Annotated in this window: 18 protein-coding genes; 14 read left to right on the plus strand and 4 right to left on the minus strand. The window is 67.7% G+C overall.

What is annotated here, in order from left to right:
* Positions 1–4 precede the first annotated feature (4 nt).
* Both A6F68_RS07300 and map read left to right on the plus strand, forming a co-directional pair.
* The gene (locus A6F68_RS07300) at positions 5–826 is read left to right on the plus strand and encodes a PdaC/SigV domain-containing protein (RefSeq protein WP_084001751.1); all 822 of its coding nucleotides are present in this window, start codon (positions 5–7) and stop codon (positions 824–826) included.
* Between the two features lie 31 nt (positions 827–857).
* Positions 858–1685 carry a type I methionyl aminopeptidase gene (map, locus tag A6F68_RS07305; protein WP_067677966.1) on the plus strand — a complete coding sequence of 276 codons (828 nt, stop codon included), beginning with the start codon at positions 858–860 and terminating at the stop codon, positions 1683–1685.
* Between the two features lie 246 nt (positions 1686–1931).
* On the opposite strand, the gene A6F68_RS07310 is transcribed toward map, so the two are convergent.
* On the minus strand, positions 1932–2582 hold the full coding sequence (locus A6F68_RS07310) for a heme exporter protein CcmB (RefSeq protein ID WP_067677969.1): 651 nt from the start codon (positions 2580–2582) through the stop codon (positions 1932–1934).
* A complete protein-coding gene (ccmA, locus tag A6F68_RS07315; protein ID WP_067677973.1) occupies positions 2579–3142 on the minus strand; it encodes a heme ABC exporter ATP-binding protein CcmA in 564 nt (187 codons plus the stop codon). Before ccmA ends, A6F68_RS07310 begins: the two co-directional genes overlap by 4 nt.
* Before the next feature lie 53 nt (positions 3143–3195).
* Between ccmA and A6F68_RS07320 the strand changes: the two genes are divergently transcribed.
* Entirely contained in the window at positions 3196–3489 is a 294-nt protein-coding gene (locus tag A6F68_RS07320) for a 4a-hydroxytetrahydrobiopterin dehydratase (protein ID WP_067677978.1), read from the plus strand.
* Here A6F68_RS07320 and A6F68_RS07325 read toward each other — a convergent pair.
* On the minus strand, positions 3478–4296 hold the full coding sequence (locus tag A6F68_RS07325; RefSeq protein ID WP_067677981.1) for an SDR family oxidoreductase: 819 nt from the start codon (positions 4294–4296) through the stop codon (positions 3478–3480). The two genes, A6F68_RS07320 and A6F68_RS07325, sit on opposite strands and share 12 nt — an antisense overlap.
* Positions 4297–4430: 134 nt before the next feature.
* Between A6F68_RS07325 and A6F68_RS07330 the strand changes: the two genes are divergently transcribed.
* Complete coding sequence (locus A6F68_RS07330) at positions 4431–4811, plus strand: hypothetical protein (RefSeq protein WP_067677984.1); 381 nt, start codon at positions 4431–4433, stop codon at positions 4809–4811.
* Positions 4812–4829: 18 nt separating this feature from the next.
* Here the strand turns inward: A6F68_RS07330 and A6F68_RS07335 are convergent, their stop codons facing one another.
* Positions 4830–5447, minus strand: coding sequence for a DNA-3-methyladenine glycosylase family protein (locus tag A6F68_RS07335; RefSeq protein WP_067677986.1), 618 nt, complete (start codon positions 5445–5447; stop codon positions 4830–4832).
* 94 nt (positions 5448–5541) lie between these two features.
* On the opposite strand from A6F68_RS07335, the gene A6F68_RS07340 reads away from it, so the two are divergent.
* From A6F68_RS07340 to A6F68_RS07385, 10 genes are all read left to right on the plus strand, one after another.
* Positions 5542–5859, plus strand: a complete 318-nt coding sequence (locus A6F68_RS07340; RefSeq protein WP_067677989.1) for a 2Fe-2S iron-sulfur cluster-binding protein — start codon at positions 5542–5544, stop codon at positions 5857–5859.
* A 92-nt stretch (positions 5860–5951) separates the two neighbouring features.
* Complete coding sequence (locus A6F68_RS07345) at positions 5952–6950, plus strand: cysteine synthase A (RefSeq protein WP_067677992.1); 999 nt, start codon at positions 5952–5954, stop codon at positions 6948–6950.
* Positions 6951–7009: 59 nt separating this feature from the next.
* Positions 7010–7336, plus strand: a complete 327-nt coding sequence (locus A6F68_RS07350; RefSeq protein ID WP_198152571.1) for a hypothetical protein — start codon at positions 7010–7012, stop codon at positions 7334–7336.
* Positions 7326–8069: a motility-associated ABC transporter substrate-binding family protein gene (locus A6F68_RS07355; protein WP_067677999.1), complete on the plus strand. Its 744-nt coding sequence runs from the start codon at positions 7326–7328 to the stop codon at positions 8067–8069. The genes A6F68_RS07350 and A6F68_RS07355 overlap by 11 nt, the downstream gene beginning before the upstream one ends.
* A 321-nt stretch (positions 8070–8390) precedes the next feature.
* Complete coding sequence (locus A6F68_RS07360) at positions 8391–8873, plus strand: division/cell wall cluster transcriptional repressor MraZ (protein WP_232308092.1); 483 nt, start codon at positions 8391–8393, stop codon at positions 8871–8873.
* Positions 8870–9826, plus strand: coding sequence for a 16S rRNA (cytosine(1402)-N(4))-methyltransferase RsmH (gene rsmH, locus A6F68_RS07365; protein WP_067678002.1), 957 nt, complete (start codon positions 8870–8872; stop codon positions 9824–9826). Before A6F68_RS07360 ends, rsmH begins: the two co-directional genes overlap by 4 nt.
* A complete protein-coding gene (locus A6F68_RS07370) occupies positions 9826–10302 on the plus strand; it encodes a hypothetical protein (RefSeq protein WP_067678005.1) in 477 nt (158 codons plus the stop codon). The genes rsmH and A6F68_RS07370 overlap by 1 nt, the downstream gene beginning before the upstream one ends.
* Positions 10299–12020: a peptidoglycan D,D-transpeptidase FtsI family protein gene (locus A6F68_RS07375; protein ID WP_067678008.1), complete on the plus strand. Its 1722-nt coding sequence runs from the start codon at positions 10299–10301 to the stop codon at positions 12018–12020. The genes A6F68_RS07370 and A6F68_RS07375 overlap by 4 nt, the downstream gene beginning before the upstream one ends.
* On the plus strand, positions 12017–13495 hold the full coding sequence (locus A6F68_RS07380; RefSeq protein ID WP_067678011.1) for a UDP-N-acetylmuramoyl-L-alanyl-D-glutamate--2,6-diaminopimelate ligase: 1479 nt from the start codon (positions 12017–12019) through the stop codon (positions 13493–13495). Before A6F68_RS07375 ends, A6F68_RS07380 begins: the two co-directional genes overlap by 4 nt.
* Entirely contained in the window at positions 13492–14949 is a 1458-nt protein-coding gene (locus tag A6F68_RS07385; RefSeq protein ID WP_067678014.1) for a UDP-N-acetylmuramoyl-tripeptide--D-alanyl-D-alanine ligase, read from the plus strand. The genes A6F68_RS07380 and A6F68_RS07385 overlap by 4 nt, the downstream gene beginning before the upstream one ends.
* Positions 14950–14956: the final 7 nt, after the last annotated feature.

A 14956-nucleotide genomic window follows, 5' to 3' on the forward strand; every position in this document is an offset into this window, starting at 1 on the left:
TCCAATGCCGCTTCGCTTCATGCTGCCCGCCGTTCTGTGTCTCGCGGGGTGTTCGTCGCCTGCCGAAGTCGCCGAGAAGACCGGCGTCGAACCGACGGCGCCCGACTCGAGCAGTGAATTGGACACGGCGGCCAGATCGGCGGCGGCGTTCGCCTATAGCAAGCAGCTGAGCGAAGCCGGTGGCGGCAAGATGGATTTCTCCTACAGCTGGCCAAAGGAAGCTGCGTCGCAGGCGAAGCTGGCCGAATATCTGAGAGCAAAGCTCGATCGTGATTTTGCCGAGACGAAATCGGGCTGGGAGAGCTCGTTCAAGGATTGTCCCGCGGACGCGATTTCGTGCCGCAACTACTCGCTCGCAGCCAAATACGAGGTCGTGGCCGACCTGCCCGGTTATCTCAGTCTGTCGAATGCGTTCTCCACCTATACCGGTGGCGCGCACGGGATGTACGGACTGGAATCGCTGGTGTGGGACCGCAAGAACCAGGCGGTGATGGACGGGGTTGCCATGTTCCGCTCTCCCGCGGCGCTCGGCGCGGCGATAGGCGATGAACTCTGTTCTTCGCTCGACGCCGCTCGGGTGCAGAAAGGCATGGAACCAGCGGAAGCGGGCGACGGCTTTTTTGATGCATGCCCCGGCCTTGACGAGGCGACGGTGCTGGTCGGATCGTCGAATAAGAAAACGTTCGACCGAATCACCGTATGGTACGGACCGTACGTGGCAGGCTCTTATGCCGAGGGGGCGTACGAGCTCGACTTCCCGATGACGACCGCGATGCTCGAGGCGGTGAAGCCGGCGTATCGCGCGGCGTTCAGCGCGAAGAAGTGACTTTTCGCGTGGTCGGCACTATGTGCAGGCCATGACCGAATACCAGACCGTTACCGGCACCGAGACCGTCATCCGCGACGGCACGATCAAGCTCCACGGACCCGAAGGGTTCGAAGGCATGCGCAAGGCCGGGCGGCTGGCCGCCGAGATCCTCGACGCGCTGGCGCCGATGGTCCAGCCGGGGGTGACGACCACCGAGCTCGACGACGTGGTGCGCCAGATGACGCTCGACGGCGGGGCGGTGCCCGCGACGCTCGGATATCGCGGCTATGCGCATTCGTGCTGCATCTCGATCAACCACGTGGTGTGCCACGGCATCCCGTCGGACAAGGCGCTCAAGGACGGCGACATCGTCAACATCGACGTCACCCCGCTGCTCGACGGCTGGCACGGCGACACCAGCCGCATGTACCTCGTCGGCGACGTGCCGCTGAAGGCGAAGAAGCTGGTCGACGTGACCCACGAATGCCTGATGATCGGCATCGAAAAGGCGCAGCCCGGCGCGCGCCTCGGCGACATCGGCGCGGCGATCCAGGCGCACGCGGAAAAGCACCGCTACGGCGTGGTGCGCGAGTTCTGCGGCCACGGCCTCGGCCGCCTGTTCCACGACGCGCCCGAGGTGGTCCACGCCGCCAAGGCCGGCACCGGCCCCGAATTGCGCCCCGGCATGTTCATGACCATCGAGCCGATGATCAACCTCGGCCGCCCGTGGGTGAAGCTTCTCTCCGACGGCTGGACCGCGGTGACCCGCGACAAGAGCCTCTCCGCGCAGTTCGAACATTCGATCGGGATCACCGAGACGGGCAATGAGATCTTCACGCTGAGCCCGACAGGGCGGGACAAGCCGCCTTACGCGTGATCCAACGGCCTGCGTAGCAGTTGGATAGAGGGGATCGTGTAACGAACGATCCAAAACGTGAGCGCCAACAACCCGGCAATGAGCTTCGCGATTCCGAGCCAATCGCCAACTAGCACTGCAATCAGAGGACCAATTTCAATCTTGATTAGGTAATAAGCGGTTAGAACCAAAGCGGCTATTGGCACACCAACAGCGAGTACAGCCTTTGCGCGCGTGGGTTCCCACGATTTGATCGTTCTCATTGCCTTAGCTTTCCCTGGCCGCCCGCATCGCCGCGCCGCCCGCGAACGGCGCCACCGCACACAATGCCAGGCTGATCGCCCCGCAAAGCGCCAGCCCCGCGCCGTCGGGGTTGGCGAGGGCGCCCGCGCCGAAGATCAGCACCGGCACCGCGAGCGGTATGAGCAACAGGCCGCCGAGCGCCGCGCCGCCGCGCAGGGTGGCGGTGAGGGCTGAGATGACGAGGCCGATCGCGGCGAGGCCGGGGGTGCCGGCGAGGAGGCCGAGGAGTAGCGCGCGGGTTGCCTCCCCCGGCAGGCCGAGCAGGGCGCTCGCGGGGAGGGCGGCGAGGAGGAGCAGCGGGCCGAAGCTCAGCCAGTGGGCAAGCAGGCGCACCGCGAGCACCAGCTCCTCCGATATCCCCCGCAGCGCGAACTGGTCGAAGAACCCTGCCTCCAGGTCGGGTGCGACGAGGCGGTCGATCGGCAGGATCGCGGCGAGCAGCGCCGCGACCCACAGTACCCCGCCGCCGGTCCGCACCAGCAGCGGCGCGTCGGGCCCGACCGCGAAGGGAAACAGCACTGCCACCGCGACGAAGAACAGCACCGGCAGCCAGGGTCCACCCCGGCCGCCGCCGAACAGCAACCCGAGATCCCGCCGGAGCAGCACGGCGATCACGCGGCGAACTCCGCCAGATCGATGCGCTTGAGGCCATCGAGCGTGAACGGCTGGTGCGATGCGATCACCGCGATCCCGCCACGCGCGCAATGATCGGACACCCGTGCCTGCAAAGCCTCAACCGCGCCCGTGTCGAGCCCGTTGAGCGGCTCGTCGAGCAGCCACACACCGCCCTCCCGCGGGTGGCTCTGGACTACCGCCGCGCGCTTGCGCTGTCCGGTCGAGAGAAACCGCACCGGCACGTCAGCCAAGGCGGGTTCGGCGGCGAGCGGCACACCATCCAGCCGCGCCCAGAAATCGAGCGCCTTCCCGAGCGGCAGGTGCGCATCCAGCGGCAGGTTGCCGTCGAGAAGTGCGATCGCCCCGTCGCGCTCCACGGTGCCCGCGTATGGCCGCAGCAGGCCGGCGAGTATCCGCAGAAGGCTCGACTTGCCGGTGCCGTTCGCGCCCACGATCTGAAGCGCCTCCCCCGAGCCGAGCGCGAACGACAGGCCCGCGAACAGCAGCCGGTCGCCGCGGCGGCAGGCGATATCGTGCGCGGCGAGACGGGCCCCTTCCATCGCAGCGAGCGTTAGGCCATGGCCGTCGGACCGACAAGCGAAGGAAAGCGCCCATGGCGATCGCCGAACTGACCCAAGCCGAACGCGCCGCCGCGCTGGATGCGCTTCCGCACTGGTCGCTCACCCGCGAGGGCAAGGCGATCGAGCGCAAGCTGGCGTTCGGCGATTTTGCCGAGGCCTTCGGGTTCATGACGCGCGTGGCGATCATCGCGGAGAAGGCCGATCACCACCCCGAATGGTTCAACGTCTACAACCGGGTGGAGATCGCGCTGACCACCCACGACGCCGGGGGGCTCAGCACCCGCGACGTCGCGATGGCAAAGGCGATCGACGCGCTAGTTGCCTAGCGGCCGCGTCGACTGGCGGGCGGCCTTGCGCATCCGCCCCGGCATCCAGCGCGCGAACAGCGCCGTGCGGCGGGCGCTCTTGCCCACCAGCGTGTGGAGCCGGTTGCCATGGACCGCGTCCCATGCCGCCTGCGCCACGTCCAGTACGGGCACGATTTCCAGTCCGCCCTCGCTCACCCGGTTGCGGATCGATTCGTTGGTGCCCTGGTTGGGCGTCTTGTCGAGCAGCGGGGTATCGATGAACCACGGCATCAGGTCGCGCACCTCGATGCCGAACTCGGCCCACTCCGCGTCGAGCGCCTCGGTGATCGCTCTCACGCCGAACTTCGTCGCCGAATAGACGCTCGCGCCGCTGGTGCCATAGATGCCCGCCACGCTCGCGGTGTTGAGCAGGCACGATCCCGGCGCGGTCTTCTTGAGATGGGGGAGGGCGGCCTGCGCGCCAAACAGCACGCCCTTCAGGTTGATGTCGAGGCAGCGCTCGATCTCTTCGGTTGTGTTGGTGTCGAGTGCCCCGCCCAAGGGAATGCCGGCGTTGTTCGCCAGGACGTCGATGCGCCCGCCCGACGCCATCGAAAACGCGTCGAGCGCCTGCGTCCAGGCCTCCCGGTCGCGCACGTCGAAACGGTGGGCGAAAGTGAAACCGCCGTGCCCCGCGTCGCCGATCCGCGCCTGCGTTTCCTGCATCCCGGCAAGGTCGATGTCGCCAAGCCCGACGAACCAGCCGCGACCCGCGAAATACTCCGCGATCGCCCGGCCGATGCCGGACCCGCCGCCCGTGATGAAGATTGCCTTGCGCACGCTCATTGCCCGCCTCCCTTTCCGGAATGCGTTAGCGATATGGGTGGGGGAGTGCCACTCGATAGATAGGGCAAGATTATCGGAGCAAGTCTTGCGAAGCCTGATTGACGCGATTGCCGATCCGAGGTGAAGACTGTCTCATGACCGAGAACGGTTCCCCTCCAAGAAACGTGCAACTCTTCGAATCCATTTCGATTGTCGTGCTGGCTTGGGATCTCATCATCGATAGCGGCATGACACTCGACGACCTGATATGGGTCCCTCTCTATCTTTGGCTTGTTCTCAGCATAAGCAGGAAAAGAAGCTCGACTGCACGCTTGATCTTGACGGGAATGTTCGTCGCGTCATTGATCTTCGTTGCCGGGATTTTGACGATTGCTCCGTCGGAGGCCTTCTCGCAAATCACCGCGCGCCATTGGACGTTGGGTCTTATCGGCTGGTTCCTCGGGGGTCTCCAGCTTTGGCTGGCCTGGAGCAGACCGACCACAGAATGGCTTCTTGGGCGCGAGATTGTCAGATAACCTGCGAACAGGTTCTGATCACAGCGCCGGGTTGTTGTAGCAGTGCCAGGTGAAGATCGCCGTCGCGCCGCGATGCGGGCGCCAGCTTTCGGCGAGAGCGCGGGTTTCCTTCTCGCTGGGGCGCTCCTCGAGGCCCAGGATCCTGCCAAGTCCCGCCTGAACCGCGAGGTCGCCGGCAGGCCAGATGTCGGGGCGGCCCTCGGCGAAGAGCAGGTAGATCTCCGCCGTCCAGCGCCCGATGCCCTTGATCAGGGTCAGCTGCGCGATTGCTTCCTCGTCGTCGGCGGGCAGCGCCCCGAAGTCGATCGCGCCGGCGGCAACGAGTTCGCACAGCGACCGGGCGTATCCCTGTTTCTGGCGCGACAGGCCGCAGGCGCGCAGCGTGTCGAAATCGCGGGCGAGCAGTTCGTGCGGGTCGACGTCGTCGCCGACCTCGGCCGCCAGCTTGCTCCACATGCTCGCCGCCGCGGCGACGCTCACTTGCTGGCCGACGATCGCGCGCAGCAGCGTCACGTGCCCGCGATCGCGGATGCGCGGTTCGGGATAGCCTGCCGCTTCCAGCGCGCGGGCGATCGCCGGCTCCCGCCTCGCCACGGTGTCGAGGCTGTCCTTGATCTGCGCGGCACTCAGTCCCACCTGCGGCGTCCTCTCAATCTTGCCAAAATGGCGGGCAGCCCCTAGCAGCCGCGCCGGATGCCCGACAGGGGCAAACGCAAAGGACCGCAACGCCATGCCCAAGCTGATCGTCGTCAACCGCGCCGGAGAAGAGAAAGCCGTCGACGTGGCCGATGGGCTGACCGTCATGGAAGCGATCCGCGACAACGGCTTCGACGAGCTGCTCGCGTTGTGTGGCGGGTGCTGCAGCTGCGCGACCTGCCACGTCCACGTCGACCCGGCCTTCAAGGAGCGGCTGCCCGCGATGAGCGAGGACGAGGACGATCTTCTCGAATCGACCGACCACCGCGACGAGAATTCGCGGCTCGGCTGCCAGGTGCCGTTCACCGCAGACCTCGACGGGATGCGCGTGACGATCGCGCAGGAAGACTGACAACCCGGGGGCGAGGCCCCTTCAAGACTGGATAGCAGGTAACAAACCGGAACTGCGTTGCCGCCCGTGCCGCGCGGTCCTAGCTCCCAGCCATGACTGCACCAGTGCGCGCTCAGGCGCTCGACCTCATCGGCAATACCCCGCTCGTTCGCCTCGCCGGCCCCAGCGCCGCTGCAGGATGCGACATTTTCGGCAAGTGCGAATTCCTCAATCCCGGCGGCAGCGTGAAGGATCGCGCGGCGCTCGGCATCGTGCGCGACGCGGAGAGCGCGGGCGAGCTCAAGCCCGGGGGCACCATCGTCGAAGGGACGGCGGGCAATACCGGCATCGGCCTTGCGCTGGTCGGCAACGCGCTCGGTTATCGCACGATCATCGTCATGCCGGACAACCAGTCGGCCGAAAAGATGGCGACCCTGCGGGCGCTGGGGGCCGAACTCGTGCTCGTTCCGCCGACCAAGTATTCGGACTGCAACCACTTCGTCCACACCAGCCGCCGCCTCGCGGAAGAGACGCCCGGCGCGGTCTGGGCCAACCAGTTCGACAACACCGCCAACCGTAAGGCGCATATCGAGACCACCGCGGCCGAAATCTGGGACCAGATGGAGGGCAGGGTGGATGGATTCACCTGCGCCGTCGGCACCGGCGGAACGCTCGCAGGCGTGGCGATGGGCCTCAAGGAGCGCGACGAGAAGGTCACGATCGCGCTGACCGATCCATACGGCGCGGCGCTTTACAGCTACTACGCAACCGGCGAGCTCAAGGCCGAAGGCAATTCCGTCGCCGAAGGGATCGGGCAGGGGCGGATCACCGGCAACCTCGAAGGGGCGCCGATCGACACCCAGTTCCGCGTTTCGGACGAGGAAGGACTCGAATGGGTCGCCCGTCTCCTGCGCGATGATGGGCTGTGTCTCGGCCTGTCCTCGGGCATCAACGTGGCCGGTGCGGTCCTTCTCGGCAAGCAGCTGGGGCCCGAAGCGCGCGTTGTCACGATCCTGTGCGACACCGGCTTCCGTTACCTCTCGACGCTCTATTCGGCCGAGTGGCTGAAAGCCAAGAAGCTGCCCGTTTTCGACTGGCTCCGAACCGAGTGATGCGCCGCAAGTTGACTGGGCCGGGTCATCGGTTAGCTTGGCTGCCGATGGCCGGACGAATGCCCGCGCAGGACCGACCCGACGATACGGCATCATCGCCGCTCGCCGGTACGCGCGCTCAGGCGCTGCAGCGATTGCAGGTGGGCATCTCGCTGTTGCTCGGCATCGTCCTGATCGTCGGCCTCGCCAACGTGATCGAGGAGCGCGCGAAGCAGAGCGAGAATGCGGCCGTGCCCGAAGCGGCGGCGACTGTTGCCCCGTCTCCCACCGCCATGGCAAACGATCCGCTGGCGGATGCCGGCGTGGTGCCCGATCTGCCCGCGGAAGGCGCCGATGCGCCATCGCCCGCCCCGGCCGCAAGCGACGGCGCGGACGATGGGACGTAGAGCGCGGCTCTGGGCGGCAGGGCTCGGTGCCCTGGTCGTTGCTGCAGCCATCGCCGGACAGGTCCTTCCCGGACCGCCCGACCCCGGCGACAAGGAACCGCTGGGCCTCTTTACTTCGCTCCCCATCTACTGGGGCGAGGCCGACGGGATCGGCGAAGCCCTTGACGGGGGCGGCGAAGCGCACTGGGCGCGCGCCGTGCTGGAGCGCAAGAACCGGCTCGTCCCGCTGGATAGTCTCGATGCAGGGGAACTCGAAGCGGTAGACCGGCTGGTGATGGCGCAGCCGCGCCCGCTCGCCCCCGCCGAAAACGTCGCGCTGGATGACTGGGTGCGGGGCGGGGGCAAGCTGCTGCTTTTTGCCGACCCCATGCTCACCGAGCATTCGCGCTTCATGATCGGGGACCGGAGGCGGCCGCAGGACATCGTGGTCCTTTCGCCCATCCTGAAGCGCTGGGGCCTCGAACTGCGTTTCGACGAGGACCAGCCCGAAGGCGAGCGGATGATGGCCGGCGAAGGCGTGACGGTCCCGGTCGAACTTGCCGGTTCGCTGGTGAAGGTCGCGCCGGGCGCACCTTCGGAATGCACGCTGGGGACGGACGGCCTCATGGCCCGTTGCCGAGTCGGAAAGGGCGCGGTCACCGTGATCGCCGACGCCGCGGTGCTCGATCACGAACGCGGTGAGCAGGATGCAGCAGGCGTCCTCGAGGCCATCCTGACGCGCGCGGTCGACTAGGCGCGCCACAACCGCGGGAAATCGCGGGACGACCTCAGCAATCGGCGGAAAACCGCGGTTTCGTGGCTCACTCGGCGGGTGCCATGCGCGCGTCGCGTGCCCGGTTATCCACACGTAAATGAGCTGGTAACCGTCTAATCCCGCAATTTCCCGCACTTTTCCCTTCCATCCCGGGCCGGAGAAAGTTAATACGCTGGTCCATCGGACATTTCGTTCCACGGCGCCCGTCCTTCGGGCGTCACGTGCCCCGCGCTGCTGCGCGGCAGGCGACGGGGAAGGCGTGTCCGCGGGGGTGGGCGTTCGGCTCAGGGACGGGGACGAGTGGCAGCGTTGCTTTTCGGCGGATACAGTGGACAGGCCTTCTCGCCCCTCGGCGAGAAGGGCCGGTTCGTGCTGCCGCCGCTGTTCCGCAACGCCGTCAAGAAGTCGAGCGACGGCAAGGTCCTGTGCCTCGACAAGCACCCGCGCTTCACCTGCCTCGTCGGCTTCGGCCTGTCGCGCCAGCTTGAACTCGAGGCGCAGCTCGACCGTGAGGAAGACCGCGCCGGACCCGAATTCGATCGCGACACCCGGGCGCAGCAGCTGTTCGGCTTCACCCGTGTGCCATTCGACGATTCAGGCAGGTTCGTGCTGCCCGATCATCTCCGGATGCTCGCGAACGTCGATGACGCCCTGTTCTTCCAGGGAGGCGGGCGCAGCTTCACCATCTGGAACCCCGCCGAACTGATGAAGATGGACGACGGCTGGGCCGCGGCGAAAGCGGCCTGCGCGCAGTTCCAGGCCGAGGGAGGGAAGGGCAAGTGACCGTTCCTTCCGCCCCGCATGTACCCGTCCTTCTCGACGAGGTGATCGCGGCGCTGGCGCCGCAGCCGGGCGACGTGATCGTCGACGCCACGTTCGGTGCGGGTGGCTATACCCGTGCCCTGCTTGCGGCCGGCGCAACCGTGCACGCCTTCGACCGGGACCCCGATGCCATCGCCGCGGGCGAAAAGTGGCCGGAAACTGCGGAAAACCCGCCGCGGCTGGTTCTCCATCCGCGGCGATTCTCCGAAATGGTTAACGCGCTCGCCGATTCGGGTTTGGCGCGCGTCGACGGGATCGTGTTGGATATTGGTGTGTCTTCGATGCAGCTCGACCAGGCGGCGCGCGGTTTCGCGTTTTCCGCCGACGGTCCGCTCGACATGCGCATGAGCCAGGACGGACCGACCGCCGCCGACTTTCTCAACGAAGCCGACGAAGGCGAGATCGCCGACGTGCTCTATACCTACGGCGAGGAGCGCCAGAGCCGCCGCGTCGCGCGCGCGATCGTCGCGGCGCGTCCGCTTGAGACGACAGGCGATCTCGCCCGCATCGTCCGCAAGGCGCTGGGCTATCGCGCCGGTGCACCGAAGGACCCCGCGACCCGCAGCTTCCAGGCGGTCCGGATCCACGTGAATGCCGAGCTTGCCGAACTCGAGACTGCGCTCGCCGCTTCCGAGACCCTGCTGGGCGAAGGCGGGCGTCTTGCCGTCGTCAGCTTCCACAGCCTCGAAGATCGCATCGTCAAGCGCTTCCTCCGCGATGCATCCGCGGTGTCCGGCGGCTCGCGCCACATGCCCATTACCGAGGCCGCGCCCGCGACGTTCACTCGCGTGTCGAAGGGCATCCGTCCGTCCGAAGCCGAGCTCGCGCGCAACCCGCGTGCCCGTTCGGCCACCCTGCGCCACGCTGTCCGCACCGCGGCGCCGGCAAGGCCAGAAACGGTGAGGGCCGCGTGATGGTCGCCGGCAGCCGCCTCCGCCAGATCGGCTGGGCCGTTACCCTTGCGATGTGTGTCGCGCTGTTTGCTGCGCTGACCTTCAAGGTGAACTCGGTTCGCAGCGAAGTGCGTCTTGCCGAACGGCAGATCCTCGCGCTGCAGCGCGAGAAGGTGCTCCTCGAAACCGAGTTCGAGACGCGCGCCAGCCAGCAGCAGCTCGCGCAATGGAACGCGGTGGATTTCGGCTACCAGGCGCCGGGGCCCGGCCAGTACCTCGAAGGCGAGCGCCAGCTCGCCGCGCTCGGTGAACCGCGCCTGCCCGCGGCACCCAAGCCCATTCGCGTGGCGCGTGCGCCGGACACCGGAGACGAGCCGCATTTTCCGGCCATGGTTTCTCCTCTGACCGGCAAGCCCGTCAAGGCAGCCGACGACGCTGCATCACTCGCCGACAAGCTGGCCGACGGCGGAGCCTTCCTGGCCGAGGCGGGTCAGTGAACGCGCTGACTTATACCGCCGCGATCCACTCGGGGCGCGTCCAGCTCGTCAACCTTCGCCAGAAGTCGCTCTCGGTCGCGCGCCTTCGGGTGCTGTTCGTGGCGGTCGCGTTCGCCGCGCTCGCCGTGGCGGCGGTCCTGCGCATCGGATATCTGGGCCTGACGGGAAGCGCCCGGGCGACCACCTCGTTCGAAGAAGCCCTGCTGCCACCGCGCGGCGAGATCACCGACCGCAACGGCGAACCGCTGGCCCGGGCCTTTCCGGCCTTCGCGCTGTGGTACAACCCTGAAGCGCTGGGTGCGGACAACCCGCTGGTCAAGTCGCCGCAACAGGTCGCGAAGGAACTCGCAGCGATCTTCCCCGACATCGACGAGACCCAGCTTGCCGATCGCCTGGCCAAGGGCAAGGCAGGCTACCTTCGTCGCCGGGTACTGCCCGAAGAGGCGAACAAGGTGCAGGCCATCGGCGAACTCGCGCTCGAGCTGCCGCAGGAAACCGACCGACACTATCCGCAAGGTTCGATGGGAGCGCACGTGCTGGGCTACGTCGGCGCCGATGGGCACGGCCGGGTGGGCATGGAAGCAGTGCTCGACAAGCAGCTGCTCGATCCCGCGACGAGAGGTCAATCCACCCCGCTGTCGATCGACGTGCGGGTGCAGGGCGCGCTGGAGGACGAACTGACCCGAGGGATGCGCGCGACCAACGCCATCGGCTCGGCCGGCATCATCCTCGATGTGGACACCGGCGAGGTCCTCGCGCTCGCGTCGCTTCCCGAATTCGACCCGAACCACATCGACCAGGCGGGCGTCGCCAACATGTTCAACCGGGTGACGAACCAGGTCTACGAGCTGGGGTCCACCTTCAAGCCGCTGACCGTCGCCGCCGCGATCGATGCAGGCACGATCACCGACTTTGGACGGCGCTATTCGGCGCGGCCGTTCCCGATCGGCGGGTTCACGATCAAGGACAGCCACCCGCTCGGCGATTCGCTCAACACGCCCGAAATGCTGATCCATTCCTCGAACGTGGTCACGGCGCACATGGTCGAGGAACTCGGCGCGAACCGCCTGAAGAAGACGATGGCCGATCTCGGCATGAACGCCCGGCCCGAAATCGAACTGCCGGCCCGCGGATTTCCGCTGTGGGCCAGCGGCGACTGGCCGCTGCTGCGCGGGATGACCGTCGGCTACGGGCACGGCATCGCAGTCACCCCGCTGCACCTCGCCAGCGCCTACGCGACCATGGTCAACGGCGGGATCTATCGCCCCGCGACGATGCACAAGGTCGCGCCGGGCAAGGCCGCCAAGGGCCGCCGGGTGTTCAAGGCGAGCACGTCGGCGCGGATGAACCAGCTCCTGCGCATGATCGCGGTCTACGGCACCGGCCGCAACGCCAATGCTCCGGGCTTCCGCGTCGGCGGTAAGACCGGATCGGCGGAGAAGCCCGGTGCGGGCGGCTATCGCAAGACCACGCTGGTTTCGACCTTTGCGGCGGCGTTCCCCATGGACCGCCCGCGCTATGTCGTGATCGTAATGATGGACGAACCGAAGGGCACCATCGCCTCGAGCTTCCAGCGCACCGCCGCTTACACGGCCGCGCCGGTGGTCGGTCGCCTCGTCCCGCGCATCGGACCGATCCTGGGTGTCGCACCCGACTCTTCGCGTGACGTGGATCTTACCGATCTTGCGCCGCTGGTTCCCAAGGGGAAGGGCGAATGAAGCTGGCGCGGATAGCTGCGGCCGCCGGGTTCGACCCCGGACCGGCCGGCGGCGAGACGATCACGGGCTTCGCGATCGACCATCGCAAGGTCGCGCCCGGCACTGTTTTCGGTGCGTTCGAGGGTGCCCGCGTCAACGGCGAGGATTTCATTCCCGCCGCCATCGCGGCGGGTGCGGTCGCGGTGGTCGCGCGGCCCGAGGCGAAGGTTGAAGGCGCGCTCCACATCGCCGACGCGCAGCCGCGCAGGATGTTCGCTCGCGCTGCCGCCGCGTTCTTCCAGCCCGTGCCCGAGACCATCGTCGCGGTGACCGGGACCAACGGCAAGACCTCGACCGTCGAGATGACCCGCCAGCTCTGGCGCATGGCGGGCCTCAGCGCGGCGTCGATCGGCACGCTCGGTGTGACCACTCCGGACGAAAGCGTTTCGACCGGGCTGACCACGCCCGACATCGTGACATTCCTGTCCAACATGACCGGCCTTGCGCGCGAGGGCGTTACCCACGTGGCCTACGAGGCTTCGAGCCATGGTCTCAGCCAGTTCCGCAACGAAGGGCTGCGGGTCGCGGCGGGCGCCTTTACGAATCTCAGCCGCGATCACCTGGATTACCACGAGGGCATGGAGGACTACTTCGCCGCCAAGATGCGGCTGTTCGACGAGGTAGTCGGCTCAGAAGGCACGGCAGTGATCTGGCGCGACGGTGATGGATGGGCCGAACGCGCCGAGCGGCACGCGCGGACCGGGGGGTTGCGCGTGCTTTCGGTGGGCGGCGAGGGGGAGGATATCCGCCTCGTCGCCCGCACTCCGGGTCATTTGGGCCAGATGCTCGAGATCGAGCATGGCGGGACGACCCGCAAGGTCAACCTGCCGCTGATCGGCGCCTACCAGGCCGCCAACGCGCTCGTCGCGGCGGGGCTCGTCATCGCCACGGGAGGAGACCCGGCTGCCACGTTCGACGGATTGACCCGGCTGCAACCGGTGCGCGGCAGGCTCGAAAGAGCCGCGCTCAACCGTGCAGGGGCGCCGGTCTATGTCGATTACGCGCATACGCCCGACGCGCTCGAGGCGGCGATCGCGGCGCTCCGGCCGCACGTTTCGGACAGCCCGCGTGGACGGCTCATCGTGGTCTTCGGCGCGGGCGGTGACCGCGACGCCGGCAAGCGCGCCGAAATGGGCCGCGTCGCGGCGGAGCGCGCCGACGTGGTCATCGTCACCGACGACAATCCCCGCGGCGAAGATCCTGCGGCGATCCGCCGCCAGGTGATGGACGGTGCCTATGGCGCGCGGGAGATCGGGGATCGCCGCGCGGCCATCGCCGCCGCCGTGGCACTGGCGCAGGCGGGCGACATCGTCCTCGTCGCAGGCAAGGGCCACGAACAGGGCCAGATCGTCGGATCGGGAGAAGACATGAAGATACTGCCGTTCGACGACGTGACCGTGGCGCGCGAAGCCGCCGCGGCGGGCGGCGCCGCATGAGCCGCCATCCCGCCCTGAAGGCCTGGCCGCGGCAGAAGCGCGACAGCCTGCGGATCGCCCTGTGGACCGCCGAGGAGATCGCCGCGGCCACAGGCGGCAAGGCCAGCGGCGCGTTCCAGTGCGCCGGGGTCGAGATCGACAGCCGCGACGTGCGCTCGGGCGACCTCTTCGTCGCGCTGAAGGGCGAAGCGACCGACGGCCATCGCTTCGTCGACAAGGCCTTTGCAAACGGCGCCGCGGCGGCGCTGGTGAGCGAGCCGATCGACTGGCCGCACGTGCTCGTCGCCGATACCACGCAGGCGCTGGAAGCGCTCGCCGCCGCCGCGCGGGATCGCGCCGACGCGGTGCGCGTCGGCGTCACCGGTTCGGTCGGCAAGACCGGGGTCAAGGAAGCGATTTTCGCCGCGCTCGACCGCGCGAGCCGCGGGGCGGCGCACCGGTCGGTCCGCAGCTACAACAACCACGTCGGCGTTCCGCTGAGCCTTGCCCGCATGCCCGGGCGCGCCAAATTCGGCGTGTTCGAGATGGGTATGAACCACGCGGGCGAGATCGACGCGCTGACCGTGCAGGTGCAGCCCCATGTCGCGGTGATCACCACCATCGCCCCGGCGCACATCGAGAACCTGGGGTCGATGGAGGCCATCGCCGACGCCAAGTCTGAGATCTTCGCCGGCCTCGTCGAAGGCGGTACCGCCGTCATCCCGACCGATACGCCTTACTACGAGCGCCTGCTGGTCAACGCGCGCAATGCGGGTGTCGAGGTCATGACATTCGGTCGCGCCGCCGGATCGGACGCGCGGCTGCTCGATGCGATCCCGTCGGCCAACGGCGGCTCGCTCGTCACTGCCGACATCGACGGGACGCGGCTGTGCTATTCGGTCGCCGAGCCGGGCGAGCACTGGATCCTCAATTCGCTGGCCGTCATGGCGGCGGTCAAGGTGGCGGGCGGCGACCTGGCGGCGGCGGGTCTTGCGCTGGCGGAGATGGGCGGTCTCAAGGGTCGCGGCGCGCGCCACCGGATCGCGGTGCCCGGCGGGCACGCGCTGGTGATCGACGAGAGCTACAATGCCAATCCCGCCTCGATGCGCGCGACCCTGCGCCAGCTTGGCCAGACCCCCGCCACGCGGCGGATCGCGGTGCTCGGCAGCATGAAGGAACTGGGCGATTTCGCTCCTGCCATGCACGCACAATTGATTGAACCTGTCGCCGAGGCGCATGTCGACCATCTGGTGCTGGTCGGCGACGAGATGCGCAGCCTCGCGCGCGAACTGGGGAAAGGCGCTGCCACCGCGCTTGCCGCTCCCTTGACCTTCGCGCATTGCGAGGGTCCCGGCGAAGCAATCGCGGCGCTGGAGGAGTTCGGGCTCGCAGGCGGCGATGCGGTGTTGGTCAAGGGATCGAATTCGGTCGGTCTCGGGAGGCTGGTGGCGCACCTCGTCGACCGCGGTCGTTAGGCGAAGA

The sequence above is a fragment of the Tsuneonella dongtanensis genome, assembly GCF_001698205.1.
Taxonomy (GTDB): Bacteria; Pseudomonadota; Alphaproteobacteria; order Sphingomonadales; family Sphingomonadaceae; genus Tsuneonella; species Tsuneonella dongtanensis.